Raw genomic sequence first — 14,624 nt, 5'->3', positions numbered from 1 at the left:
GTCGCCACGCGCGTGGCGACCGCACGGTCTCAGCGGGTGCTGCCGGAGCCGGTCGTCGGCAGGTAGCGCGGGGCGCGCCAGGCCTGCAGGCGCTGCTCCACCGCGGCGCCCAGCGACAGGAGCCGCGCGTCCTGGTGGTTGCCCGCGGTCAGGAGCACGCCGACGGGCAGCTCCTTCACGAACCCGGCGGGCACCGAGAGGGACGGGTAGCCGGCGACGGCCGCCGGGGTGGAGGACGGGATGACGTCGTTGTCGCCCCGCTCGCAGTCGGTGGTCCAGGCGGGCGGGTTCGTCGGCGCGGCGATGGCGTCGAGGTCGTGGGCGGCCAGGGTCTCGTCGATGGAGCGCCGGGAGAGGTCCTTCAGCTCGGCGCGCATGGCCCGGTAGGCGGGGTCGGTGGTGGGCGGCGCCGCGAGCGCCTGCTCGAACAGCTCCTGCCCGGCGAAGCAGGTCTGCTCCGCGGGGTGGGTGCGGTTGAACTCGATCAGCCCCGCGAGGTCGCGCGGGCCCTCGCGGGTGCCGAGGTAGGCGTCGATGTCGCGGTGGAACTCACTGAGCAGCGCCGGGAATTCGAGCTCCGCGAGCCGCTTCTGGTACGGCGGCGTCACCTCGACGACCTCGGCCCCGGCGGTCCGCAGCTTGCGGGCGGTGCGCGTCATCAGGGCGTCCACGTCCGGGCCGAGCTCGGGCAGCCGCCACAGGCCGACGCGCTTGCCGCGCAGGCTGCCCGGGCGCGCTCCCGGGTCCGCGAAGCCCCGGGACACGGCCGGGCGGGCACCGTCGCCGCCGCTGAGGACGGCGAGCGTGAGCGCGGTGTCGACGACGTTGCGCGCCATCGGCCCCGCCGTGTCCTGCTCGGCGGAGATCGGGACCACGCCGGACTGGCTGACCACGCCCAGGCTGGGCTTGAGGCCGACCACGCCGTTCATCCCGGCCGGGCACACGATGGAACCGTCCGTCTCGGTGCCGATGGCCACCTGGGCGAGGGACGCCGCGAGGGCCGCGCCCGAACCGGCGGACGACCCGCACGGATTGCGGTCCAGCACGTACGGGTTGTGGGTCTGGCCGCCCACGGCCGACCACCCCGAGGTCGGCCTGGCCGCGCGGAAGTTGGCCCACTCGGACAGATTGGTCTTGCCGAGGATCACCGCCCCGGCCTTCCGCAGCCGCTTCACCAGCGGCGCGTTGGCGTCCGGCGGGCTTCCGGCGAGGGCGAGCGACCCGGCCGTCGTGGGCATGCCGCGGGTGTCCACGTTGTCCTTGAGCAGGACCGGGATGCCGTCGAGCGGGCCGAGGGCGCGGCCCGCGCGGTGCCGCTCGTCGCTCGCGGCCGCCTGGCGCAGGGCCGTCGGGTCGGTGCGCAGCACCGCGTTGATCTTAGGGTCGACGGTGTCGATGCGCCGCAGATAGGCGGAGGTCAACGCCTTCGAGGTCAGCGAACCCTTCGCCATCCGCGCCTGGAGCTGCGGGATCGTCACCGTGTCGAGGTCGACGCCGAGGCCCGCGGCCGACGCCCGCCCCTCGGCGCCGCCCTCGGCGTGCACGGCGGGCGTCCCCGCCCAGAGCGTGCCCGCGACGAGCGCGGCGGCCGCGGCGGCAACACCGGTCCGCCGTACGCCCTTTGCGGCCCCTGTCGTCCCTGTGCCTCGTATGTCTCTCGTACGCCTCGTGCTTCGCGTGCTCCTCATGAGGCATAGCCGACTACACGGCGAAGGGCCCGCGCAAGGGCATCGCGGGCCGTACTCCCGGGCAAGGCGCGCGGGCCTCGGGGGACGGCCGCCTCAGGCCTGCGCCCGGCCGCTCCCCCGCCGCACGGCCCCCTCGCCCCGCGCCGCCAGCAGGTCCGCCGACCGCTCGCACCACGCGCGTGTCTCCCGTTCGAAGGCGAGCCCGCGCTGACACGTCAGATACGGTCCGATCCGCCGGCCCGTACGCAGGAACTCCTCCTCGTCCAGGTCGCCGCGCAGGCGCCGCAGGAGCGCGCTGAGGACCTCGGTCTTGGCCTCGGCGACCCGGGCGCGCTCCCGGAGCTGGGTGATCACCGGGGTGGCGTCGACCCCGTCCACGGCCTGCACCTTGACCAGCAGGTCGTCGCGGATGAACGACGGTTTGGCGGTGTCCGCCGCGAACCGCTCCAGCTCGGCGACGCCCGCGTCCGTCACCGTGAAGAGCCGCTTGTTCGGCCGCCCTTCCTGCACCACCTCGCGCCCGGCGGCCAGGCCTTCGCCCTCCAGGCGCGACAGCTCGGCGTACAGCTGCTGCGGCAGCGCGTGCCAGAAGTTGGCGACGCCGATGTCGAACCCCTTGGCGAGCTGATAGCCGCTGAACTCGCCGTCGAGCAGCGCCGCGAGCACCGCGTGCCGCAGGGCCATGAGCCACCGCCTCCCCTTCTCCTCGCCGCCTCTTCCCTTTGCCGGTCGGCTCCCCCATCATAGTCAACGATCTGACTAGTCAGATTCTTGACTATGGAGACCGGGGCCCGGCCCCGGCGACGCCGCCCCAGTCCCTCTGGAGGTTCCCCCGTGACCGCGCACCCTGCCGCAGCCGCCGCCGACCGCTTCCGCGCCGCCGTCGAGAAGCGCGAACTCGCCGCCCTGGACGGCCTGTTCACCCCGGACGTCCGCTTCTACAGCCCGGTGAAGTTCCGCCCCTTCGAGGGCCGCGAGATGGTGCTCGGCCTGTTCGGCGTGCTCCTTCGCACCTTCGAGGACTTCCGGTACGTCGGGTCCTTCGAGGGCACGTCCCGGACGAGCGCCGACGGAACCGAGGCCCCTTCGGCGGTGCTGCTCTTCCGGGCGACCGTCGGCGGCAAGGAGATCCACGGGATCGACCTGCTGCACGTCGACGAGGACGGCCGGATCAAGGAGTTCACGGTGATGGTGCGGCCGCAGTCGGCGGTGGAGTCCCTCGGGCGGGCGGTGTACGCGGGCCTCGTCGCCGAGGGACTCGTGCCGCCGCTGCCCGAGGGGCGGTGAGCCCCCGGGGAGCCCGGCCCGGGGCAGCCCCGGGGCCTCCGGCGGCCCCAGGTGACCTCCGGCGACCTCTGGCGGCCTCCAGGCGACCTCCAGGCGGCCTCAGGAGCCGAGCGGCACGTCCAGGCGCGCCTTGCGGTGGCTGAAGACCGCGATCGAGTGCGGCCCGTGGTAGGCGCCCATGCCGCTCTCGCCGACCCCGCCGAACGGCAGCTCGGGGACCGAGAGATGAGCCATCGGCAGCCCGAAGCCGAGGCCTCCCGACGAGGTCTGCGCGGCGATGCGCTCGCGCGTGGCCGCCGAGTCGGTGAAGGCGTACAGGGCCAGCGGCTTGTCCCGGTCGTTGATGAACGCGATCGCCTCGTCCAGGTCCGCCACCTCGACGATCGGCAGGACGGGCCCGAAGATCTCCTCCCGCATGACCGGCTCGTCGGGCCGCACCCCGGCGAGCACGGTCGGCGCGATGTACTTCGCGGCCCGGTCGCTCTGCCCGCCGGTGACCACGCGGCCCGAGCCGAACAGCGCGGACAGCCGGTCGAAGTGCCGTTCGTCGACGATGCGCCCGTACGCGTCCGACGCCGCCGGGTCCGGCCCGTACAGCTCCTCGACCGCCGCGGCCAGGTCGGCCGCGAGCGCGCGGGCGGTGTCCGGGTCGGTGAGGACGTAGTCGGGCGCCACGCAGGTCTGGCCCGCGTTCGCGAACTTGGCGCGGGCCAGGCGCCGTGCGGTCTCCGCGGTGTCGACGCCCGCGTCGACGAACACCGGTGACTTGCCGCCGAGTTCGAGCGTGACCGGCGTGAGGTGCTCGGCGGCGGCCCGCATGACGATGCGGCCCACGGTGCCGTTGCCGGTGTAGAAGATGTGGTCGAAGCGCTGCGCGAGCAGGGCCGTGGTCTCGGGCACCCCGCCCTCGACGACGGCCACGGCGTCGGTGTCCAGGTAGCGCGGCAGCAGCTCGGCGATCAGCGCGGAGGTGGCGGGAGCCAGCTCGCTGGGCTTGACGACCACCGCGTTGCCCGCGGCGAGTGCCCCGGCGACGGGCACGAGGAGGAGCTGGGCGGGGTAGTTCCAGGGCGCGATCACGAGGACGACGCCGAGCGGGTCGTACTGCGTACCGGCGCGCGCCGCCTCGCCGAAGACGCCGCGCACGTCGACGTCCTGCGGGCGCAGCCACTCCTCCAGGTGCTCCAGGGTGTGGTCGATCTCGCGGATCGAGAAGTCCACTTCGGAGCGGTAGGCCTCGGCTCGGGGCTTGCCGAGGTCCGCGTGGAGCGCGTCGGCGAAGTCCTCGCGGTGTTCGCTGAGCAGCTCCCGCAACCGGGTGAGCTGGCGCTCGCGCCAGTCGAGGGGGCGGGTGCGGCCGGTGCGGAAGGTCGCGCGCAGCCGGGCGACGAGGGCCGAGGGGTCGGCGGGGTCGGGGTCGTTCATGAGGTGGTCCTCTGGAGGGGTCGGAGCGGTGCGGTGCGGTGGGGCAGCAGCCCCGTGAGCAGGGCGTCCGTCGCGGGCCGCAACAGGCGGGCCGCGTCGGGCGCGGTTTCGAGGCCGACGACGAGGGCGAGGCAGATGTCGGCGCACTGCGCGGGCGTGGGGGCGAGGGCGGCGGGCTCCCCCGGGCTGGCCCGGACGGGGCCGGGGCCGGCGACCGCTTGACCGTGTGCCACCGCGCCACGGACTTGACCGTGCACCGCCGCGTCACGGCCTGCCGCCGTGAACTGTTCCGTCAGGAGCGCCCGTAGCCGGGCCGTGAACGCGTCGCAGATGTCGCCGGAGAGGCGGGCGCCCGGGTCGAGGAGTTCCACGGCGTGCGGGGAGCGGCCGGTGAGGTCGAGGACCAGGTCCAGCTTCGCCGCGAGGATGCCGTGGACGCGCTCGGCGGGCGGGACCGGGGCGACGGCGGCGGCCTCGGCCCGTGCGAGCGCCCGGTCGTGCAGGCGCATGGCGAGCTTGCGGACCGCGTCGTCCTTGCCGCGCACGTACTGATAGACCGCCGACCGCGACACCCCCATCTCGCGGGCGATGTCGTCCACCGTGGTCCGCCGCACGCCGTACCTGCTCAGGCACGCGTACGTCGCGTCGAGGGCCTCGGAGAGCCGGTCGGCGGCCACGGTCAGCCCAGCGCCTTGACGATCTCGGCGGCCAGCGGCGCGGCCGACGCCGGGTTCTGGCCGGTGTACAGATTGCGGTCGGCCACCACGTACGGAGCCCACGGCCGCCCCTCCTGGAAGTCGACGCCGAGCGCCACCAGCCGGTCCTGGAGCAGCCACGGCGCACGGTCCGCGAAGCCGGACTGGACCTCCTCGGCGTTGGTGAAGGCCGTGACGCGGTAGCCCGCGAAGGGCGATCCGCCCTGCCCGTCGGCGGTGGCGAGCAGCGCCGCCGGGCCGTGGCAGACGATGCCGAGCGGCTTGCCGGAGGCGAGGGCGTCGCCCAGCAGGGCGCCGGAGGCGGCGTGCACCGCGAGGTCCTCCATCGGGCCGTGGCCGCCCGGGTAGAAGACGGCGGCGTACTCGTCGAGCCGCACGTCCTCCACGGCGACGGGCTGTCGCAGGGCGGTGACGCGCGCCAGGTCGGCGGCGATCGCGTCGGCGTTCTCCTGGCCGCCGTTCAGCTCGGGCGCGAGACTCGCGGGGTCCATGGTCGGTACGACGCCGCCGGGCGTGGCGACCACCACCTCGTGCCCCGCCGCGGTGAAGGCCTGCCAGGGGGCCGAGACCTCCTCGGCCCAGTAGCCGCTCGGGTGCGCGGTGCCGTCCGCCAGCGTCCATACGGCGGAGCCGGTCACCACCATCAGGATCTTCGCCATGCCTGTCTCCTCTGCTGCCGCGCGGATCTGCGCCGCACGGATCCGCTGCCGCACGGATCTGCCCCGCACGATTCCGCTGCCGCACGGACTGACGTTTCGTACGCGAAGTGTCAGTATGTCTCGTCCTCGACGGTAGACCCGCCTCCCATAGAGGGCCAATAGGATCTCCGGCATGGTCCATAGGAATTCCGATGGCACAGGAGGCGAGGGGCCGAGTGCCCCGCAGCCGCCCCGCGCGCCGCTCGACCTGTCGCTGCTGCGCACCTTCCTCGCGGTGCACCGCTCCGGTTCGTTCACCGCGGCCGCGCGGCTGCTCGGCCTGTCCCAGCCGACGGTGACGACGCAAGTACGCTCCCTGGAACAGCAGTTGGGGCGGGAGCTGTTCGAACGGCGGCCGCGCGGGGCCGTCCCCACGTCGGTCGCCGACGAGCTGGCCATCCAGGTGGCGGGGCCCCTGGACGCCCTGGCCGCGGTGGCCGACCGCGGCCCGCTGGCCACCGAGCGGCCGCCGGACCCGGTGCACCTGGCGGGCCCCGCCGAGCTGGTGTGCGCCCGGGTCCTGCCCGCGCTCGCCCCGCTCACCGACCAGGGGGTGCGCCTGCGGGTCACCATGGGCCTGACCGACGAGCTCCTCGACGGACTGCGCGGCGGCCGCTTCGACCTGGTGATCTCCACGATGCGGCTGCGCGGCCGCACGCTCAGCGCGGTGCCGCTCGCCGACGAGGAGTTCGTGCTCGTCGCCTCGCCCGCGTGGGCGCGGCGGATCGGCCCGGAGCGGATCGCCGCCGACGGCGCCGCCGCGCTGCGCGGGGTGCCGCTCGTCGCGTACGCCGACGACCTGCCGATCGCCCGCCGCTACTGGTGGCACGTCTTCGGCGAGCGCCTGACCGCGCGGCCCGCCCTGACGGTGCCGGATCTGCGCGGGGTCCGCTCGGCGGTCGCGGCCGGGGCGGGGATCTCGGTCCTGCCGCGCTATCTGTGTCTGGCGGAGCTGGCCGCGGGCGCGCTGGTGCCGCTGCTCCTTCCGGAGGACCCGCCGATCAACACCGGCTACCTCGCGCAGCGCCCGGGCACGCCGCGCAACCCGCACGTCCTGCTCGTGCGCGACCGGTTGCTACAGGCGGCCCCGTCCTGGTGACGACCGGTCAGCCGTCGGCCGGACGAAGGATCCCGTCACCTGCCCGGAGGCAGTCCGCATGCGCCGCGGCCCGACGGCACGTTGGCTCGTCGTCAGGCAGCACGGGCGCTTCCCCCATTCCGGCGGCGCACGGAACGTACCGCCTCCCGTGCCGCCGGAGGGCAGACTCATGCGTATTCACCGGATATCCCTTCGCTCCGGCCTGACCGTCGCCGCCGCCGCGCTTCCCCTGACCCTGAGCGCCCCCGCGGCGCTCGCGGCACCGGGGATCACCGTGACCGTCAACGGCACCACCGTGCAGGCCACCACGGCCGCCTGTCCCAGCGGGGGCAAGGCCGCGCTGCTCAGCAACGGCACGGCCAACTTCGCCCAGGGCCGCCAGGTGACCCTGGCGGGCGGCAGCGCCTCCTGGCAGAACGTCACGGCCGGCACCCATACGGTCGTGGTGATCTGTCAGGACGGTTCGACGGCGGGCTCGCAGACCGTCACGGTCTCGGGCGCGCCGACGGCGTCGTCGACGACGGCCCCCGCACGCGGGGTACGCGGCGGCTTCGGCGGCGCGGTCGAGGACTACGGCACGGTCACGCTCGCCGCGGGCGGCGCCCTGGTCGTCTCGGCCCTGGGCGGCGGCGCGTGGTACCTGCGCCGCCGTACGGTCCGCGGCCGCTTCTGAACCCCCCTTCCCCTGGAGCCGGGCAGCCGGTCCGGCTCCCCGAACCACGGCAGGCCGGGCCCGAGGGCCCGGCCTGCCGTCGTGGTGGACCAGTCGTCCTCGTCCCCCCGGTGCTCTTGTTCACGCGGCCCGCGCGCCTTACCGTCCTCCCAGCCGACTGGGAGGGCCGCCATGCCACGACCGCTCAGCGTCCAGCTGTACTCCGTGCGCGACGAGCTCGCCGCCGACCGGGCGGGGACGCTGGAGCGCCTCGCGGCGATGGGGTACGGCGCGGTGGAGGCCTTCGACGTGACCGACGACGCGCCGGGGCTCGCCCGGATCGCCGCAGGTCTCGGCCTCGCCGTCTCGGGCGCGCACGTCGGCCACGCCCTGGCCGGGGACCCGGGCCCCGTCTTCGACGCCGTCGCCGCGCTCGGCACCGGCCTCGCCGTCGTCCCCGCGGGCTTCCCGCACGAGGACTTCACGACGCGCGACGGGCTCGCCCGCGTCGCGGACCGCCTCAACTCCCTCGCCCGCCGGGCCGCCCGGCACGGGCTGCGGCTCGGCTACCACAACCACTGGTGGGAGGTGGAGCCGCGGCTCGACGGCGCGCACGCCCTCGACGTGCTCGCCGGGCTGCTCGACCCGGACGTGTTCCTGGAGGTCGACACCTATTGGGCGGCGGTCGGCGGCGCGGACGTGCCCGCGCTCCTCGGCCGCCTCGGCGACCGCGTGGAGGCCCTGCACCTCAAGGACGGCCCCGGCACCAAGGACGACCCGAACGTCGCCGTCGGCGGCGGCACCATGCCGGTGCCCGAGGTCCTCGCGGCAGCCCCGGACGCCTGGCGGGTGGTCGAGTTCGACGCGTGCGCGGGCGACCTGCTCGGCGAGCTGGCCGCGAGCCGCGTCTACGTCAGCGCCCTGGAGGCGGCGTGAGCGCGGGCCCGGTCGGCGTCGCGGTCGTCGGCGCGGGCGTCATCAGCGTGGAGTACCTGCGGACCCTCGGCCGCTTCCCCGACGTGCGGCTCCTCGGCGTCGCGGACCTCGACCGGGAGCGGGCGGCCACCGCGGCCCGCGCCCACGGCATACCGGTGCACGGCGACGTGCCCACCGTCCTCGCGGAGCCGGACGTCGAGCTGGTGGTGAACCTGACGGTGCCCGCGGCGCACGCGCAGGTCGCGGCCGCGGCGCTGCGCGCGGGCAAGCACGTGTACGGCGAGAAGCCCCTGACGCCGACGCCCGGGGAGGCGGAGAAACTCATCGCCGACGCGTCCGAGCGCGGGCTGCTGCTCGGCGGCGCCCCGGACACGTTCCTCGGCGCGGGCCTGCAGTCGGCCCTCCGCGCCGTCCGGGCGGGCCACATCGGCACGCCCGTGGCGGCGACGACGGCGGTGCAGAGCCTGGGCCCGGAGTCCTGGCACCCGGACCCGGCGTTCTTCTACCAGCCGGGCGCGGGGCCCCTGTTCGACGTCGGCCCGTACTATCTGACGGCCCTGGTGGCGCTGTTCGGCTCCGTGTCGCGGGTCGCGGCGACGGCGGCGCGGGCCCGCGCGCGGCGCACGGTGGGCTCGGGCGCCAGGGCCGGGCAGTCGTTCCCGGTCGACGTGCCGACGCACGTGAGCGCGCTGCTCGCGTTCTCCTCGGGAGCGAGCGCCAACGCGACGTTCAGCTTCGACAGCGCCCTGCCGCGCGTCCGCTTCGAGGTCACCGGTACCGAGGGCACCCTCGCCGTGCCGGACCCGAACACCTTCCGCGGCCCGCTGCGGCTGCGGCCGAACGGCTCCGACGACTGGCGCGAGCTGCCCGTCCACGGCCGTACGGACGGCCGCGGCCTCGGCGTCCTGGACCTGGCGCGCGCGATCCGCGCCGGGGCGGGACGGATCACGCCCGACACCCGGAGCACGCACCGCGCGTCGGGCGCCCTGGCCCTGCACGTCCTCCAGACCATGACGGCGATCACCGAGTCCGCCGAGCGGTCGGCGTTCACCGCGCTCCCCACCCAGGTCGTGCCCCCGGCGCCGCTGCCCGAGGACTGGGACCCGACGGCGGCGACCCTCACCGGGCCTTGACGTACGCCGCGTCAGGCCTCGCCCGCGCGGTCGTGGTCCTCGTCCGCGCGGGTTGAGCGGCCGTCGGGCCGGGGCTCCGCCAGTTCGTCGAGCGCCCGGGCCAGCCACTGCGTCCAGAACGTCTCCAGGTCGATACCGGCCCGCAGCACCAGGTGCCGCAGCCGGTCCTCGACCGCGTCGCTGCCGGGCGGGAAGTCGCGGCGCTCGATCTCCTCGTACTCCGCCAACTGGCGGCCGTGGAGGGTGAGATGGCGGCGCAGGTCCTCCTCGATGCCCGCCGTGCCGACGACGGCCGCCGCCCGCAGCCGCAGGAGCAGCGCGTCGCGCATCGGCTTGGGGTCCTGGCCCGCCGCGGTCCAGCGGGACAGCTCGGCGCGGCCCTCGGGCAGCACCTCGTACTGCTTCTTCTGGCCACGGGTCGCCGTCGCGGCGGGCAGCGCGCGGATCAGCCCGTCCCGCTCCAGCCTGCCGAGGTCGCGGTAGATCTGCTGGTGCGTGGCGGACCAGAAGTAGCCGATGGACCGGTCGAAGCGCCGGGTCAGCTCCAGGCCCGACGACGGCTTCTCCAGCAAGGCGGTGAGGATCGCGTGCGGCAGTGACATGCGGGCATCCTAGGGAGGCGGCGCGGCCGGGCGTCCGGCCGCGCCCGCCCCGCTCACAGCGCGGCGGCCAGCTCCGTGCCCTGCTTGATGGCGCGCTTGGCGTCCAGCTCGGCCGCGACGTCGGCGCCGCCGATGAGGTGCGCGCTCATCCCCGCGGCGAGCAGGGCCTCGTACAGGTCGCGCCGGGGTTCCTGGCCGGTGCACAGCACGACCGTGTCCACGGGGATGGTGCGCGCGGCGCCGTCGACCGTGAGGTGCAGGCCCTCGTCGTCGATGCGGTCGTAGCGGGCGCCCGCGACCATCTCGACGCCTCGGTGGCGCAGCTCGGCGCGGTGGATCCAGCCGGTGGTCTTGCCGAGGCCGCCGCCGACCTTGGACGTCTTGCGCTGGACGAGGTGGACGGTGCGCGGCGAGAGCGGCCGCTCGGGCGCGGCGAGCCCGCCGCGCTCCCGGTAGTCCATGTCGACGCCCCAGTGCTTGAAGTACGTCGCCGGGTCCAGGGCGGCCTTGTCGCCGCTGTCGGTGAGGTACTCGGCGACGTCGAAGCCGATGCCGCCCGCGCCGACGACGGCGACCCGGTCGCCGACGGGCGCGCCGTCGCGCAGCACGTCCAGGTAGCCGACGACGCTGGGGTGGTCGACGCCGGGGATGTCCGGGGTGCGGGGCGTGACGCCGGTGGCGATGACGACCTCGTCGTACCCGGCGCCGGTGAGCCGGTCCACCGTGACGTGGGTGTTCAGCCGCACGTCCACTCCGCGCAGGTCGAGCTGGGTGCGGTAGTAGCGCAGCGTCTCGTCGAACTCCTGCTTGCCGGGAACCTTGCGGGCCACGTTCAGCTGGCCGCCGATCTCGGCCGCGGCGTCGTAGAGCGTCACGTCGTGGCCGCACTCGGCGGCGGAGACGGCGCAGGCGAGCCCGGCGGGGCCCGCGCCGATGACGGCGACGCGCTTGGCGCGGCGGGTCGGCGCGAGGACGAGCTCCGTCTCGTGACAGGCGCGCGGGTTCACCAGGCAGGAGGTGATCTGGAGGTTGAAGGTGTGGTCGAGGCAGGCCTGGTTGCAGCCGATGCAGGTGTTGATGGCGTCGGGCTGCCCCTGGCGCGCCTTGGCCACGAAGTCCGGGTCGGCGAGCAGCGGGCGGGCCAGCGAGACCATGTCGGCGGCGCCGTCGGCGAGCAACTGCTCGGCGAGCTCGGGGGTGTTGATGCGGTTGGTCGTCACCAGCGGCACGGACACCTCGCCCATGACCTTCCGGGTGACGAAGGTGTAGGCGCCGCGCGGCACGGAGGTCGCGATGGTCGGCACGCGGGCCTCGTGCCAGCCGATGCCGGTGTTGATGATGCTGGCGCCCGCGGCCTCGATCTCCTTGGCGAGCAGGACGACCTCGTCGAGCGTGGAGCCGCCGGGCACCAGGTCCAGCATGGAGAGGCGGTAGACGATGATGAAGTCGTCGCCGAGGCGCTCGCGTGTGCGCCGCACGATCTCGACGGGGAAGCGGACGCGGTTCTCGTAGGCGCCGCCCCAGCGGTCGGTCCGCCGGTTGGTGGGGGCCGCGATGAACTCGTTGATCAGATAGCCCTCGGAGCCCATGATCTCGACGCCGTCGTAGCCCGCGTGCCGGGCGAGTTCGGCGGTGCGGACGAAGTCCTCGATGGTCCGCTCGACCTCGTCGTCCGTCAGGGCGCGGGGCGGGAACGGGCTGATCGGCGCCTGGAGCGCGCTCGGCGCGACCAGGTCCGCGTGGTAGGCGTACCGCCCGAAGTGCAGGATCTGCATCGCGATCCGGCCGCCCTCGCGGTGCACGGCGGCGGTGATCGGCGCGTGCTGCTCGGCCTCGGCCTCGGTGGTGAGCTTGGCGCCGCCCTCCCAGGGGCGCCCCTCCTCGTTCGGCGCGATGCCGCCGGTGACGATGAGGCCGACGCCGCCGCGCGCCCGGGTCGCGTAGAACTCGGCCATGCGCGCGAACCCGCCCGGCGCCTCTTCGAGGCCCACGTGCATGGAGCCCATGAGGACCCGGTTGGGCAGCGTGGTGAAGCCCAGGTCGAGCGGGCTGAGCAGATGCGGGTAGCGGCTCGGGGAGTCCATGCGGCCTCTTTCGTCCACGGGTGCGCGAAGTCGTCAGGACAGTTGTAGGCCAGCCCCACCCCTTATGCAACTAGTTGCACAACGGGCGGGACGCAGCTCACACCGGCCGGACGGGCCGGGGCGGGGGCCCGCCCCGCACCCGGCGGCCGCCCCCGCCGGACCTCACTCCCCCTGCGCCTTGTCCTGGAGGAACCGCTCCACCTCGCTGGCCACGCCCGCCTTGGCCGTGGACGCCCGGGCGCCCGCGCGCGTGGACGCCTCGTGCACCCCGAGGCCGCCGACCCACACGTAGCCGAACGACGGCTCGCCGTCGAGGCGCGGGCTGACCTGGACGTCCACCTGCTTGAGCTTGGTCACGGGCGCCGCCGCGTAGAGGGTCGCCGTGACCCGGCGCTGCGGATACAGATTGAAGTCCCGGATGACCACCGAGCCGTACTCGTCGACGAACGCGCCGTGGCCGTCCCGGCCCACGCGCACGTCGAAGTGCCACGGATGGTCGTGCAGATCGATGGTGACGAACTCGGAACCGCGGTTCTCGAAGGTGACGTCGAAGGCGACGTAGGTCAGGCCCTTGGCGTCATCGTCCCGGCCGCGCTTGGGAGTGGCCCGCTTGAGGCCGTGCACCCGCACGCGCAGCCCTGCCAGTTCGTCGGACTGGTACTCCTGCCAGTCCCCGACGACGTTCGGTACGTCCATCATCCCCACCCTTCGGTCGGCACAAGGCTAGAACGAGCTGCCCCTCGGACCTTTCCCCACTTGATCACTACCGGCCGGAGCGGCAGGTTATCCCCGGGCGCACGCGTGACCGATGACTTCTCGCCGCCGCCACGGACCGCCCGGGCGCCCCCGGCGGCCCGCACCGCGCGGGTCCTCGCCGCCGCGCTCGGCCGCCGGTCCTCCGACGTGCGGGGGACCCCGTCAGCGCCGTGTCCGAAAACCGCCAGCCACGCCCCCCGCGCGCGACGCAGACTGATCACAGGGACACACTCCCCCGATCCCCTCCGGGCCGCCGGAGGCGATCTCGAACCCCTCGGAGAGGACCGGCGCGATGACCGTCTACACCACCCTGGACAGCCCGCTGGGCGAACTGCTGCTCGTCGGCGAGCCCTCGGCCACCGCCAAGGGCGGCACGGCACTCGCGTCGCTCTCCGTGCCGGGGCAGAAGGGCGCCGCGTCCGTCCTGGACGGCTGGGTCCGCGACGACGAGGCGTTCGCCGCGATCACCGACCAGCTGCGCGCGTACTTCGCGGGCGCGCTGACGCAGTTCGACATCGAGTACGCCACCGGATCCGGCACGGACTTCCAGCGCAAGGTCTGGGACGCCCTGGACTCCGTGCCGTACGGCACCACCACCACGTACGGGGCGCTCGCCGCGCGGCTCGGCCTGTCGCGCGCCGCCGTCCGCGCCCTGGGCACCGCCATCGGCCGCAACCCGCTGCTCGTGGTGCGCCCCTGCCACCGCGTGATCGGCGCGGACGGCTCGCTGACCGGCTACGCGGGCGGCCTGGACCGCAAGCGCCGGCTCCTGGACCTGGAGGCGGCATGACCAGGACCGCGCCCGCCACCGCCGGGCCCGCCGCCCGGGTCGCCGCCACCGGCACCGGGGCCGCCGCCCGGGTCGCCGCCGCGGACTGGGCCGGTGCCGCCGCCGAGCTCGACGCCCACGGCTGCGCCCTCACGCCCCGGCTCCTGGACCCCGACGCGTGCCGGTCGATCGCCGCCCTGTACGACGAGACGGAGCTGTTCCGCAAGACCGTCGACATGGCCCGGCACCGCTTCGGCTCCGGCCAGTACCGCTACTTCGGCCCCGATCTGCCGCGCCCGGTCGCCGAGCTGCGCGCCGCCCTCTACCCCGCGCTCCTGCCGATCGCCCGGGACTGGGCGGCCCGCCTCGGCCGCCCCGCCCCGTGGCCCGACAGCCTCGACGAGTGGCTCGACCGGTGCCGCGCGGGTGGCCAGTCGCAGTCCTCGCAGATCCTGCTGCGGTACGAGGCGGGCGACTGGAACGCGCTGCACCGCGACCTCTTCGGCGACCTGGTCTTCCCGCTCCAGGTCGTCATCGGCCTCGACGTCCACGGCGACGACTACACCGGCGGCGAGTTCCTGCTCGTCGAACAGCGCCCCCGCGCCCAGTCCCGGGGCACCGTCACCGTGCTCCCGCAGGGACACGGCCTGGTCTTCACCACCCGCGACCGCCCGGTGCGCTCCGCCCGCGGCTGGTCGGCGGCCCCGGTCCGGCACGGCGTGAGCACGGTCCGCTCGGGCCTGCGGCGCTCGCTGGGCCTCGTGTTCCACCTCGCCTAG

General features: G+C 74.8%; 15 protein-coding genes. 7 read left to right on the top strand and 8 right to left on the bottom strand.

Annotation, left to right across the window (positions count from 1 at the left end; all coding sequences use genetic code 11):
• Nucleotides 1-29: 29 nt before the first annotated feature.
• Nucleotides 30-1,688, bottom strand: a complete 1,659-nt coding sequence (locus C9F11_RS38845; protein ID WP_138964656.1) for an amidase — start codon at nucleotides 1,686-1,688, stop codon at nucleotides 30-32.
• 93 nt (nucleotides 1,689-1,781) lie between these two features.
• On the bottom strand, nucleotides 1,782-2,372 hold the full coding sequence (locus tag C9F11_RS38840; RefSeq protein WP_138964654.1) for a PadR family transcriptional regulator: 591 nt from the start codon (nucleotides 2,370-2,372) through the stop codon (nucleotides 1,782-1,784).
• Between the two features lie 150 nt (nucleotides 2,373-2,522).
• Here C9F11_RS38840 and C9F11_RS38835 point away from each other — a divergent pair, with 150 nt between their 5' ends.
• Nucleotides 2,523-2,975: a nuclear transport factor 2 family protein gene (locus tag C9F11_RS38835; RefSeq protein WP_249402064.1), complete on the top strand. Its 453-nt coding sequence runs from the start codon at nucleotides 2,523-2,525 to the stop codon at nucleotides 2,973-2,975.
• Between the two features lie 99 nt (nucleotides 2,976-3,074).
• Here the strand turns inward: C9F11_RS38835 and C9F11_RS38830 are convergent, their stop codons facing one another.
• From C9F11_RS38830 to C9F11_RS38820, 3 genes are read right to left on the bottom strand one after another with little or no spacing between them, the layout of a single operon-like run.
• On the bottom strand, nucleotides 3,075-4,400 hold the full coding sequence (locus C9F11_RS38830) for an aldehyde dehydrogenase family protein (protein ID WP_138964650.1): 1,326 nt from the start codon (nucleotides 4,398-4,400) through the stop codon (nucleotides 3,075-3,077).
• On the bottom strand, nucleotides 4,397-5,077 hold the full coding sequence (locus tag C9F11_RS38825; protein ID WP_138964648.1) for a TetR/AcrR family transcriptional regulator: 681 nt from the start codon (nucleotides 5,075-5,077) through the stop codon (nucleotides 4,397-4,399). Before C9F11_RS38825 ends, C9F11_RS38830 begins: the two co-directional genes overlap by 4 nt.
• A 2-nt stretch (nucleotides 5,078-5,079) precedes the next feature.
• Nucleotides 5,080-5,775: a type 1 glutamine amidotransferase domain-containing protein gene (locus C9F11_RS38820; protein ID WP_138964646.1), complete on the bottom strand. Its 696-nt coding sequence runs from the start codon at nucleotides 5,773-5,775 to the stop codon at nucleotides 5,080-5,082.
• Nucleotides 5,776-5,947: 172 nt separating this feature from the next.
• On the opposite strand from C9F11_RS38820, the gene C9F11_RS38815 reads away from it, so the two are divergent.
• From C9F11_RS38815 to C9F11_RS38800, 4 genes are all read left to right on the top strand, one after another.
• Nucleotides 5,948-6,913 carry a LysR family transcriptional regulator gene (locus C9F11_RS38815; RefSeq protein ID WP_138964644.1) on the top strand — a complete coding sequence of 322 codons (966 nt, stop codon included), beginning with the start codon at nucleotides 5,948-5,950 and terminating at the stop codon, nucleotides 6,911-6,913.
• Nucleotides 6,914-7,082: 169 nt separating this feature from the next.
• Nucleotides 7,083-7,586 (top strand): hypothetical protein, encoded by a 504-nt coding sequence (locus tag C9F11_RS38810; RefSeq protein ID WP_138964642.1) that lies wholly within the window; start codon nucleotides 7,083-7,085, stop codon nucleotides 7,584-7,586.
• A 171-nt stretch (nucleotides 7,587-7,757) separates the two neighbouring features.
• A complete protein-coding gene (locus tag C9F11_RS38805; protein ID WP_138964640.1) occupies nucleotides 7,758-8,501 on the top strand; it encodes a sugar phosphate isomerase/epimerase in 744 nt (247 codons plus the stop codon).
• On the top strand, nucleotides 8,498-9,634 hold the full coding sequence (locus C9F11_RS38800; RefSeq protein WP_138964638.1) for a Gfo/Idh/MocA family oxidoreductase: 1,137 nt from the start codon (nucleotides 8,498-8,500) through the stop codon (nucleotides 9,632-9,634). Before C9F11_RS38805 ends, C9F11_RS38800 begins: the two co-directional genes overlap by 4 nt.
• A gap of 11 nt (nucleotides 9,635-9,645) precedes the next feature.
• Here the strand turns inward: C9F11_RS38800 and C9F11_RS38795 are convergent, their stop codons facing one another.
• The 3 genes from C9F11_RS38795 to C9F11_RS38785 form a co-directional block, all read right to left on the bottom strand.
• Entirely contained in the window at nucleotides 9,646-10,236 is a 591-nt protein-coding gene (locus C9F11_RS38795; protein ID WP_138964636.1) for a PadR family transcriptional regulator, read from the bottom strand.
• 53 nt (nucleotides 10,237-10,289) lie between these two features.
• Nucleotides 10,290-12,320, bottom strand: coding sequence for an NADPH-dependent 2,4-dienoyl-CoA reductase (locus C9F11_RS38790; protein WP_138964634.1), 2,031 nt, complete (start codon nucleotides 12,318-12,320; stop codon nucleotides 10,290-10,292).
• 162 nt (nucleotides 12,321-12,482) lie between these two features.
• Nucleotides 12,483-13,016: a hypothetical protein gene (locus C9F11_RS38785; RefSeq protein ID WP_138964632.1), complete on the bottom strand. Its 534-nt coding sequence runs from the start codon at nucleotides 13,014-13,016 to the stop codon at nucleotides 12,483-12,485.
• 352 nt (nucleotides 13,017-13,368) lie between these two features.
• On the opposite strand from C9F11_RS38785, the gene C9F11_RS38780 reads away from it, so the two are divergent.
• Together C9F11_RS38780 and C9F11_RS38775 are read left to right on the top strand one after the other, a co-directional pair.
• A complete protein-coding gene (locus C9F11_RS38780) occupies nucleotides 13,369-13,866 on the top strand; it encodes a methylated-DNA--[protein]-cysteine S-methyltransferase (RefSeq protein WP_138964630.1) in 498 nt (165 codons plus the stop codon).
• Nucleotides 13,863-14,624, top strand: a complete 762-nt coding sequence (locus C9F11_RS38775) for a 2OG-Fe(II) oxygenase (protein WP_138964628.1) — start codon at nucleotides 13,863-13,865, stop codon at nucleotides 14,622-14,624. Before C9F11_RS38780 ends, C9F11_RS38775 begins: the two co-directional genes overlap by 4 nt.

The sequence above is a fragment of the Streptomyces sp. YIM 121038 genome, assembly GCF_006088715.1.
Classification (GTDB): domain Bacteria; phylum Actinomycetota; class Actinomycetes; order Streptomycetales; family Streptomycetaceae; genus Streptomyces.
The sequence above is the reverse complement of the archived record's forward strand: the minus strand, read 5'-3'. Positions and strand labels throughout refer to the sequence as shown.

Bases quoted from the DNA above. Each gene is read 5' to 3' on its own strand.
- C9F11_RS38795 (WP_138964636.1), bottom strand. From the start codon at position 10,236: ATGTCACTGCCGCACGCGATCCTCACCGCCTTGCTGGAGAAGCCGTCG.
- C9F11_RS38815 (WP_138964644.1), top strand. From the start codon at position 5,948: ATGGTCCATAGGAATTCCGATGGCACAGGAGGCGAGGGGCCGAGTGCC.
- C9F11_RS38805 (WP_138964640.1), top strand. From the start codon at position 7,758: ATGCCACGACCGCTCAGCGTCCAGCTGTACTCCGTGCGCGACGAGCTC.
- C9F11_RS38830 (WP_138964650.1), bottom strand. From the start codon at position 4,400: ATGAACGACCCCGACCCCGCCGACCCCTCGGCCCTCGTCGCCCGGCTG.
- C9F11_RS38780 (WP_138964630.1), top strand. From the start codon at position 13,369: ATGACCGTCTACACCACCCTGGACAGCCCGCTGGGCGAACTGCTGCTC.
- C9F11_RS38820 (WP_138964646.1), bottom strand. From the start codon at position 5,775: ATGGCGAAGATCCTGATGGTGGTGACCGGCTCCGCCGTATGGACGCTG.
- C9F11_RS38845 (WP_138964656.1), bottom strand. From the start codon at position 1,688: ATGAGGAGCACGCGAAGCACGAGGCGTACGAGAGACATACGAGGCACA.
- C9F11_RS38810 (WP_138964642.1), top strand. From the start codon at position 7,083: ATGCGTATTCACCGGATATCCCTTCGCTCCGGCCTGACCGTCGCCGCC.
- C9F11_RS38785 (WP_138964632.1), bottom strand. From the start codon at position 13,016: ATGGACGTACCGAACGTCGTCGGGGACTGGCAGGAGTACCAGTCCGAC.
- C9F11_RS38790 (WP_138964634.1), bottom strand. From the start codon at position 12,320: ATGGACTCCCCGAGCCGCTACCCGCATCTGCTCAGCCCGCTCGACCTG.
- C9F11_RS38840 (WP_138964654.1), bottom strand. From the start codon at position 2,372: ATGGCCCTGCGGCACGCGGTGCTCGCGGCGCTGCTCGACGGCGAGTTC.
- C9F11_RS38775 (WP_138964628.1), top strand. From the start codon at position 13,863: ATGACCAGGACCGCGCCCGCCACCGCCGGGCCCGCCGCCCGGGTCGCC.